At 70.6% G+C, this 8607-nt stretch carries 7 protein-coding genes and 1 pseudogene; 6 read left to right on the top strand and 2 right to left on the bottom strand.

Annotated elements, in window-relative coordinates; genetic code table 11:
- Window positions 1-122: 122 nt before the first annotated feature.
- Window positions 123-605, bottom strand: coding sequence for a CinA family protein (locus C7C56_RS07335; protein WP_229458335.1), 483 nt, complete (start codon window positions 603-605; stop codon window positions 123-125).
- Between the two features lie 301 nt (window positions 606-906).
- Between C7C56_RS07335 and C7C56_RS07340 the strand changes: the two genes are divergently transcribed.
- The 6 genes from C7C56_RS07340 (at window position 907) to C7C56_RS07360 (ending at window position 8146) form a co-directional block, all read left to right on the top strand.
- Window positions 907-2046, top strand: coding sequence for a TonB-dependent receptor plug domain-containing protein (locus tag C7C56_RS07340; protein ID WP_181373056.1), 1140 nt, complete (start codon window positions 907-909; stop codon window positions 2044-2046).
- The gene (locus C7C56_RS07345; RefSeq protein WP_181373057.1) at window positions 2037-2846 is read left to right on the top strand and encodes a TonB-dependent receptor plug domain-containing protein; all 810 of its coding nucleotides are present in this window, start codon (window positions 2037-2039) and stop codon (window positions 2844-2846) included. The genes C7C56_RS07340 and C7C56_RS07345 overlap by 10 nt, the downstream gene beginning before the upstream one ends.
- Window positions 2847-3047: 201 nt before the next feature.
- A complete protein-coding gene (locus tag C7C56_RS07350; RefSeq protein ID WP_181373058.1) occupies window positions 3048-3587 on the top strand; it encodes a TOL_0243 family YfiR-like periplasmic protein in 540 nt (179 codons plus the stop codon).
- Window positions 3584-5602 (top strand): sensor histidine kinase, YfiR-like protein-associated, encoded by a 2019-nt coding sequence (locus C7C56_RS07355; RefSeq protein ID WP_229458337.1) that lies wholly within the window; start codon window positions 3584-3586, stop codon window positions 5600-5602. Before C7C56_RS07350 ends, C7C56_RS07355 begins: the two co-directional genes overlap by 4 nt.
- Window positions 5603-5606: 4 nt before the next feature.
- A complete protein-coding gene (locus C7C56_RS29660) occupies window positions 5607-6326 on the top strand; it encodes a response regulator (protein WP_229458339.1) in 720 nt (239 codons plus the stop codon).
- Window positions 6236-8146, top strand: coding sequence for an EAL domain-containing protein (locus tag C7C56_RS07360; RefSeq protein WP_229458342.1), 1911 nt, complete (start codon window positions 6236-6238; stop codon window positions 8144-8146). Before C7C56_RS29660 ends, C7C56_RS07360 begins: the two co-directional genes overlap by 91 nt.
- 163 nt (window positions 8147-8309) lie before the next feature.
- Here the strand turns inward: C7C56_RS07360 and C7C56_RS07365 are convergent.
- Window positions 8310-8607 (bottom strand): annotated as a pseudogene (locus tag C7C56_RS07365) (thiamine-phosphate kinase); the annotation flags it as partial.

Below are 8607 nucleotides of genomic sequence, written 5' to 3' on the forward strand. Positions count from 1 at the left end.
CGCCGGCGTCGTGCGCCAGGGCCAGCGCCAGCGCCAGCGCGGCCAGCAACCCCGGCGCGGCGGACGCGGGCGCGCGCGGCGCCGGCGGACGGGCTGGGGACGGGCCTGGCATTACCGTGCGTCTACTCGATGAAGCGCAGCAAACCCTGCAGCGCGTGCACCACGGTCTGCTCGCGCACCGACTGGCGGTCGCCCGAGAACACCAACCGTTCGGTGTGCGAGTCTTCCGCGTTGGCCCAGCCAAAACAGACGGTGCCGACCGGCTTGCCCGGCACCGCGCCGGTGGGGCCGGCGATGCCCGTGGTCGACAGCGCCACGTGGGCGTTGCTGTTGGCCAGCGCGCCGGCCGCCATGGCCGCGGCGACCTCCTCACTGACCGTGCCCATCTGGGCGATCAGGGCGGCGCGCACGTCGAGCAGCTCGGTCTTGGACGCGTTCGAATAGGCCACGTAGCCGCAGTCGAACCAGCCGGTCGAGCCGGCGATCTCGGTGATCGCCTGGGCCACGCCGCCGCCGGTGCACGATTCGGCGGTGACCAGCAGCAGTCCCTTCGCTTGCAATGCCTGGCCCACGCGGGCGGCAAGGTCGATAATCTCGTTTGTCACATCAAACTCCTTTGGTCGTGTCTGTGTTGATCCGGTCGGGGAGGGCGCGGCGGCCTTTCGTTTCCACTGTACCATGTCGGCCCGCAAGTTGGCCCCCCGGACCCCGATTTTACTGCGCCCCGGGGCGCGCCCGGATCGCCCAAATGTGAAATATAAATTTGCAAAAGGCACAAACAAGCGTAGAGTAAATTGCGGTGGATCAAACAATCTTGCCGCTCCCGTTCCGTGCGACATCATTTGCTTTCACGCTGATATGCTTTCCCCAGTGCCGTGTCTGTTCCACCAATATTTAGGAAGAACCATGTCGTTTGAACCGCCTGCTCGACCCCGACGCAGCGCCCCGCGGCTGGCGCGGCTGGCGCTTGGCGCGCTGCTCGGCGCGCTCGGGCCGGTGGCCGGCGCCGCGGAGGCGGCCACGGACAATTTCGCCAGCCTGTCGCTCGAGGAGCTGGGCGCCATCGAAATCACCTCGTTGTCCAAAAAAGCCGAGAAGCTGACGGCCGCCGCCGCCCCCGTGTTCGCCATCAGCGGCGACGACATCCGCCGTTCGGGCGCGGCCACGCTGCCCGAGGCGCTGCGGCTGGCCCCCAACCTGCAGGTGGCGCGGGTGGACGCGCGCAACTACGCCATCACCGCGCGCGGCCTCAATTCGGTGTTCCAGAACAAGCTGCTGGTGCTGATCGACGGGCGCGCCATCTATTCGCCGCTGTTCTCGGGCGTGTTCTGGGACGCCCAGGAAGTGCTGCTCGAGGACGTCGAGCGCATCGAGGTCATCAGCGGCCCGGGCGCGACGCTGTGGGGCGCCAACGCCGTCAACGGCGTCATCAACATCATCACGCGCGCGGCCGCCGAGACGCAGGGCCTGTTTGCCACGGCCGGCGCCGGCGCCGGCCTGCGCACCGGCGCGGCGCGCTACGGCGCGGCGTTCGGGCCGGGCCACTACCGCCTCTACGCCAAGAGCGTGCGCGCCGACGACGCCGAGCGCGCCGACGGCGGCGCCAACCAGACCGGATGGGAGCGCCACCAGGCCGGTTTCCGCATCGACGGCGCGCTGCCCGGGCTCACGCTCGCTGGCGACGCCTACGGCGGCAAGCTGCACCAGGCCGGCACCGCCGACATCGGGATCGGCGGCGCCAACCTGCTCGCGCGCTTGAACCGCAAGCTGGCCGGCGGCTCCGAGCTGCGCCTGCAGGCCTATCTCGACCACACCCGGCGCGACCAGCCGAACGCCTTCGTCGAGCACCTCACCACGGTCGACATCGACGCCCAGCAGTCGCTGACGCTGGGCGCGGGCCACCACCTGGTCTGGGCCGGCGGCCACCGGGTCGCCCGCGACCGGGTCCAAAACGGCGCGGCGTTCGGCTTCCTGCCTGGCGCGCGCTGGCCTGGACCAACCTGTTCGCCCAGGACGACTTTCTGCTCACGCCGTCGGTGCGGCTGACGGCCGGCCTCAAGGTCGAACGCAACAGCTACACGGGGCGCGAGTATCTGCCGCACCTGAACCTGGCGTGGCAGCTCGCGCCGAGCCACATGGCGTGGGCCTCGCTCGCGCGCGCGGTGCGGGTGCCGTCGCGCATCGACCGCGACTTCCAATCGCCGAGCGCGCCGCCGCTGGTGGACGGGCTGCCGCAATACATCATCGCGGGCGGCCCCGATTTCATCTCCGAGGTCGCCAAGGTGGCCCAATTCGGCCTGCGCGGGCAGCCCACCGCGGCGCTGTCGTACGCGCTCACCGTGCATGCCAGCCGCTACCAGCGCCTGCGCACGCTCGAGACCAACCCGGACGGCCCCGGGCTGGTGTTCCTTAACCGCGCCGGCGGCGACAGCCATGGCGCCGAGCTGTCGGCGCGCTGGGACGTGCGGCCGTACTGGCGCCTCACCGCGGGCCTGTCGGCGCAGTCGCTCGACACGCGCGCCGAGGCCGGCAGCCGCGACCAGACCGCGGCCGTCAACCTCGCCAGCAACGACCCCGCCGTCTGGGCCACGCTGCGCTCCTCGTTCGACGTCTCCGACCGGCTCGAGCTCGACTTCAACCTGCGCCACGTGGGCGAACTGCCGCAGCCGGTGGTGCCGGCCTACACCGCGCTCGACGTGCGGCTCGGCTGGAAGATGACGCGGCGGGCCGAGCTGTCTCTGCTGGCGCGCAACCTGCTGGCCCCGCGCCACGCCGAATTCGGCGCCGCGCCCGGCCGCCCGGTCTACGGGCGCACCCTGCAAGCGCGGCTGTCATGGCGCCACTGAGATCCTGAGAGTCTTTCGATCATGCCCGCTCATCACGCCAGAAAGCGCCAGTTCGTCGTTGCAAATGCTCGCCATAGCCCGCTATGGCTGTGCTTTGCGCCTCGATCTGCCGCTTTCTGGCGGGCTGCTCGGGCACGCCCGAAAAACTCTCAGCCTCTGAGGCGTCCGCCGCGCCGGGGCCTGGCGCCGCTGTGGCTGCGGTTGTGCCTGACCTGGGCCCTGCTGTGCGCGGCGCTGCCGGGCGCGCCAGCGCTGGCCGCCCCGCCCATGATGGAGCAGCAGGTCAAGGCCGCCTACCTGTACAAATTCGCCGGCTTCATCGAGTGGCCCGAGGGCAGCTTCGCGCGGCCCGACAGCCCGCTCGTGATCGGCGTGGCCGGCAACGAAGCGCTGGCCGAGCAGCTCGAACGGCTGGTGGCCGGGCACAAGGCCGACGGCCACGCGCTCGTGGTGCGCCGGGTGGCGCCGGGGCAGCCGCTCGAGGGCCTGCACATCCTGTTCGTGGGCGGCGTCGAACGCGCCGCCGCGGCCGAACTGCTGGGCGCGGCGCGCGGCAAGTCGCTGCTGACGGTGTCGGACTCCGAATTGGCGCACACGCTCGGCACGATGATCAATTTCGTGGTGGTCGAGGAGCGCCTGCGCTTCGAGGTCGCGCTCAGGCACGTGGCGCCGAGCCGCCTGCGCATCAGCGCGCGCATGCTGGCGGCGGTGCGCAGGGTGCAGCCGGGGGACGCCTCATGATGATGCAGCTGCGCTCGATGCGCCAGAAGCTGGTGGCGGTGGTCATGCTGACCACGCTGGCGGCGCTGCTGGTGTCGATCGGCGGCGTGATCGCCTACGATCTGCGCGTCTACCACCGCGCCCTGCTGGGCGACATGGCGACCCAGGCCGAGCTGCTCGGCCACATGACCTCGGCCGCGCTGGCCTTCGACGACGCCGCCCTGGCCGGCGAGAACCTGGCCTCGCTGCGGATCCGCCCGGCGGTGCGCGCCGGCGCCGTGTACAAGGCCGACGGCACCCGTTTCGCGTCCTACCTGGCCAGCGGCGAGGGCCCGGCGTTTCCCGCCGCGCCCACCGGCGAGGGCGTGCGCGTCGAGGGCGACCAGTTGCTGGTGTTCCGCCGCATCGTCGAAAAGGGCGATTTCATCGGCACCGTCTACCTGCGCGCCGAGTACGGGCTGCTCGCGCGCGCCATCGACTACCTGGCCATCGCGGCGGCGGTCACGGCGCTGGCGATGCTCACCGCCTACCTGCTGATGCGCCGCCTCGACCGCATCATCACCGCCCCGATCTTCGCCATCACCACGATCGCGCGCGAGGTGGTGCGCACGCGCGACTATTCGCGCCGCGCGCCGCGCATCAGCGACGACGAGGCGGGCGAACTGGTCGACTCGTTCAACGCCATGCTCACCGAGATCGAACAGCGCACGCGCGCGCTCGAACGGTCGAACCGCGAGATCGCGCGCGAGGCGCGCCAGCGCGCCGAGGCGCAGCAGGAGGTGATGCGCCTGAACGAGGGGCTCGAGGAGCGGGTCCGCCTGCGCACGCTCCAGCTCGAGCTGAGCAACGCCGAACTGGGCGTTGCGATGGAGGCGGCCAGCAAGGCCAGCCAGGCCAAAACCTCGTTCGTGTCGTCCATGAGCCACGAGCTGCGCACCCCGCTCAACGCGATCCTCGGCTTCGCCCAGATACTGACTTCCGACGCGATGCCGACCACGCCGCCGCAAAAGAAGGACTTCGCCAACCACATCCTCAAGTCGGGGCGCCACCTGCTCACGTTGATCAACGAGATCCTCGACCTGGCCAAGGTCGAATCGGGCACCGTGGCACTGTCGATGGAGCCGGTGGCGCTGGCCGACATGTTCACCGAGTGCGAGGGCATGATCGCGCAGATGGCCTCGCAGCGCCGTATCCGCGTGCTGTTCCCCGAGGGCTGCCCGGAGGTGGTGCTGGCCGACCGCACCCGCCTCAAGCAGGTGCTGCTCAACCTGCTCTCGAACGCGGTCAAGTACAACCGCGAATTGGGCATGGTGCGGGTCGAGGCCGGCGCGGCGGCCGCCGGCAGGGTGCGCATCTCGGTGCAGGACACCGGCATGGGACTGTCCCCGGAGCAGGTCGGGTCGCTGTTCCAGCCGTTCAACCGGCTCGGCCAGGAGAGCGGCAAGGAGGAGGGGACCGGCATCGGCCTGGTGGTCACCAAGCGATTGCTCGAGCTGATGGGGGGCAGCATCGGCGCGGCCAGCAGCAGCAGCACCGGCAGCACCTTCTGGATTGAGCTGCAGGCGACCGACCCGCTGCCGTCGGCGCTGGCGGCGGGCACGCTGCTGCCGTTCGAGGCGCAGGCGGCCGCCCAGGCCTCGCACGTGTTGCTGTACGTCGAGGACAACCCGGCCAACCTCAAACTGGTGCAGGAGATCATCGGCTTCCGCTCCGACCTGCGCCTGCTGATGGCGCCCGACGCCCACCTCGGCCTCGAGATGGCGCGCGTGCACCTGCCCGACCTGATCCTGATGGACATCAACCTGCCCGGCATGAGCGGCACCGAGGCCCTCGGGCAGCTGCGCGCCGACCCGCGCACGGCCCACATCCCGGTCATCGCGCTGACCGCCAACGCGATGCCGCGCGACGTCGAGCGCGGCCTGGCCAACGGCTTCTTCCGCTACCTGACCAAGCCGATCGACATCGGCCAGTTCGGCGAGGCGATCGACAGCACGCTGGCGCTGGTCGACGGCTGCGCGCGGGCGCGCGAGGCATGAGGCCGTGATCTCGCCCGAACAGATCCACCGCGCCCGCGTGCTGGTGGTGGACGACCAGCAGGCCAACGTCGACCTGCTCAACTACCTGCTCGCCAACACCGGCTACCTGCACGTCGACAGCACGCTCGACCCGGCCAGGGTCGCGCCGATGCACGCGGCGGCGCGCTACGACCTGATCATCCTCGACCTGCAGATGCCGGGCATGGACGGCTTCGAGGTGATGCGCGCGCTGGCCCCGCTCGAGCGGGAGGACTACCTGCCGGTGCTGGTGGTCACGGCCGACCTCGACCAGAAGGTCGCCGCGCTCGAGGCCGGCGCGCGCGACTTCGTGACCAAGCCGTTCGACCCGGTCGAGGTGCTCACCCGCATCCGCAACATGCTCGAGGTGCGCCTGATGCACCGTCAGCTCAAGGACCACGGCGCGCTGCTCGAACTGACGGTGCGCGCCCGCACGGTCGAGCTGCAGCGCTTCCGCAGCGCCATGGACGCCACCGCCGACGCCATCTTCCTGATCGACGCCGGCAGCAAGGCGCTGCTCGACGTCAGCGACGGCGCCTGCCGCATGCTCGGCTATTTGCGCGCTGAGCTGCTAGGCGCCGACCCGGGTGCGCCGGCCCGCGCGAGCCGACCCGGGTGGTCGTTGCGCTGCCCCGTTTCGAGCGCGAGCCGGTGCCGGTCGAGATCGACTGGCAGCTGCAGGTGCTCGATGCCTCGCGCATTCTGATCGGGGTCGCGCGCGACGTCAGCGAGCGGCTCGCGGCGCAGCTTCGCCTGCACGAGCTGGCCAGCTACGACAGCCTCACCGGCCTGCCCAACCGAACCCTGTTCTACCAGACCCTGAACGAGGCGGTGGCGCTGGCCGCGCGCAAGGGGTGGCGCGTGGCGGTGCTGTTCATCTCCCTCGACCGTTTCAAGACGGTCAACGATTCGCTCGGGGCCGAACTGGCCGACGAGCTGCTGCGCCAGTTCAGCAGCCGGCTGGTCGGCTGCGCGCCGGCGCGAGACACCGCCGGGCGGCTCGGCGGCGACGAGTTCGCGCTCATCCTGGGCATGCCCGACGCGGCCGGCGACGCCGCGGCCGTGGCCAACGAGGTGCGCCAGGCGATGCGCGCGCCGTTCGTGTTGCGCGGGCGCCCGACGACACTGAGCGCGGGCATCGGCATCGCCGTCTATCCGGACGACTCGGACGACGCCGGCACGCTCGTCAGGTACGCCGACACGGCGATGGCGCAGGCCAAGGAGGCCGGGCGCGACGGCTACCGCTTCTTCACCGCCGGCATGAACGTGCAGGTGCTGGCCCGGCTCGACCTCGAGCAGGCGCTGCGCCAGGCGCTCGAGAACGGCGAGCTGCTGCTGTACTACCAGCCCAAGGCCAGCCTCGACACGGGCAGCGTGAGCGGGGTCGAGGAGCTGCTGCGCTGGCGGCGGCCGGGGCACGGGCTGGTGCTGCCGTCGGAGTTCGTGCCGCTGCTGGAGGAGACCGGCATGATCGTGCGGGTCGGCGCCTGGGTGATCGAGACCGCGTGCCGCCAGATCGCGCAGTGGCGCGCGGGCGGCGCCGGCGACGTCAAGGTGGCGGTCAACGTGTCGAGCCGCCAGTTCGCCGAGGGCGACCTCGAGGCCGACATCCGCGCCGCGCTGGCGCGCCACGCGATCGCGCCGGCGCTGCTCGAACTCGAGCTCACCGAGGGCTCGCTCATGACCGATCCCGAGCACACGATCGAGGTGCTCACGCGGCTCAAGGCGCTCGGCATCAACATCGCGATCGACGACTTCGGCACCGGCTACTCGAGCCTGGCCTACCTCAAGCGCTTCCCGATCGACAAGCTCAAGATCGACATCGCCTTCGTGCGCGACGTCACCACCAACCCGGACGACGCCGCGATCGCGCTGGCGATCATCGGCATGGCGCACAGCCTGCACATGCGGGTGATCGCCGAAGGGGTCGAATCGCAGGCGCAGCGGGCGTACCTGCGGCGCCAGCGCTGCGACGAGATCCAGGGATTCCACCTGAGCCATCCGCTGCCGGCCGACGAGGTAGCGGGCATGCTGCGCGCCAACCGCGAGCGGCGCGGCGCGGCCCCGGACGCGGACCCGGACCCGGACCCGGCGCGCCAGACGCTGCTGCTGGTCGACGCCGACGGCGCCGAGCTGGCGGCGCTGGCGGCATTGTTCGGGCCCGACAATTATCAGATCCTGACGGCGCTGTCTGCCGAGCAGGGTTTCGAGATGCTCGCGCTGCACCAGGTGCATGTGATCCTGTGCGAGCAACGCCTGCCGGGCATCAGCGGGATCGCGTTTTTGGGCAAGGTCAAGAGCATGTACCCGGCCGCGATCCGGGTGATTTTGTCGGCCGAAACCGACCCGGCCTCGATGCTCGAGTCGATCAACCGGGGCGCGCTGTACCGGTATTACACCAAGCCCTGGTCCGGCGCCGAGTTGCGCGACAACGTGCGCCGCGCGTTCCATCATTATTGGCTGGTGAACGGGGCGGCGGACGAGCCGCCCAAATTCCAGTGCGGCGACGCGGACGTCGCGATCTAAAGGCAAACAAAACCAAACCCACATCGTCCTCCTACGGAGATGGCGCATGCGCCACCTCCATAGGACGGTTGCGATGCGCGAATGTTCTATGGATCCCCGCATCCGCGAGGACGGGTTGGTACTTGTTACTTGGGTTCTTTCTATACGATTTCTGAAACGGCGTTCAGTCACCGGCGAAATGGTCGAAGCCGGGCAGTGTGAGATCGAGCGCGCAACCGCCTGCATCGACCAGGCGCAGCCCGCGCGCGGCCTCGACCACGCCGACCCGCGTCACCGCGGTGTGCGTCTGCCGCCCCGCCGCCAGCACCGCCGCGCGCGCTTCAAACGGCGCGGTGTAGCACAATTCGTAGTCGTCGCCGCCGGCGGCGCTGAAGCGGCGCCGCAACGGCCGCGGCTGGCGCGCCAGCGCCGGCCCGGCCGGCAGCGCGTCGACGTCGAGCGTGGCGCCCACGCCCGACGCG

The organism is Massilia glaciei, from assembly GCF_003011895.2.
Classification (GTDB): domain Bacteria; phylum Pseudomonadota; class Gammaproteobacteria; order Burkholderiales; family Burkholderiaceae_D; genus Telluria_A; species Telluria_A glaciei.

Excerpts from the sequence above, each read along its gene's own strand:
- C7C56_RS07340 (WP_181373056.1), top strand. The coding sequence starts at position 907 with ATGTCGTTTGAACCGCCTGCTCGACCCCGACGCAGCGCCCCGCGGCTG.
- C7C56_RS07355 (WP_229458337.1), top strand. The coding sequence starts at position 3,584 with ATGATGATGCAGCTGCGCTCGATGCGCCAGAAGCTGGTGGCGGTGGTC.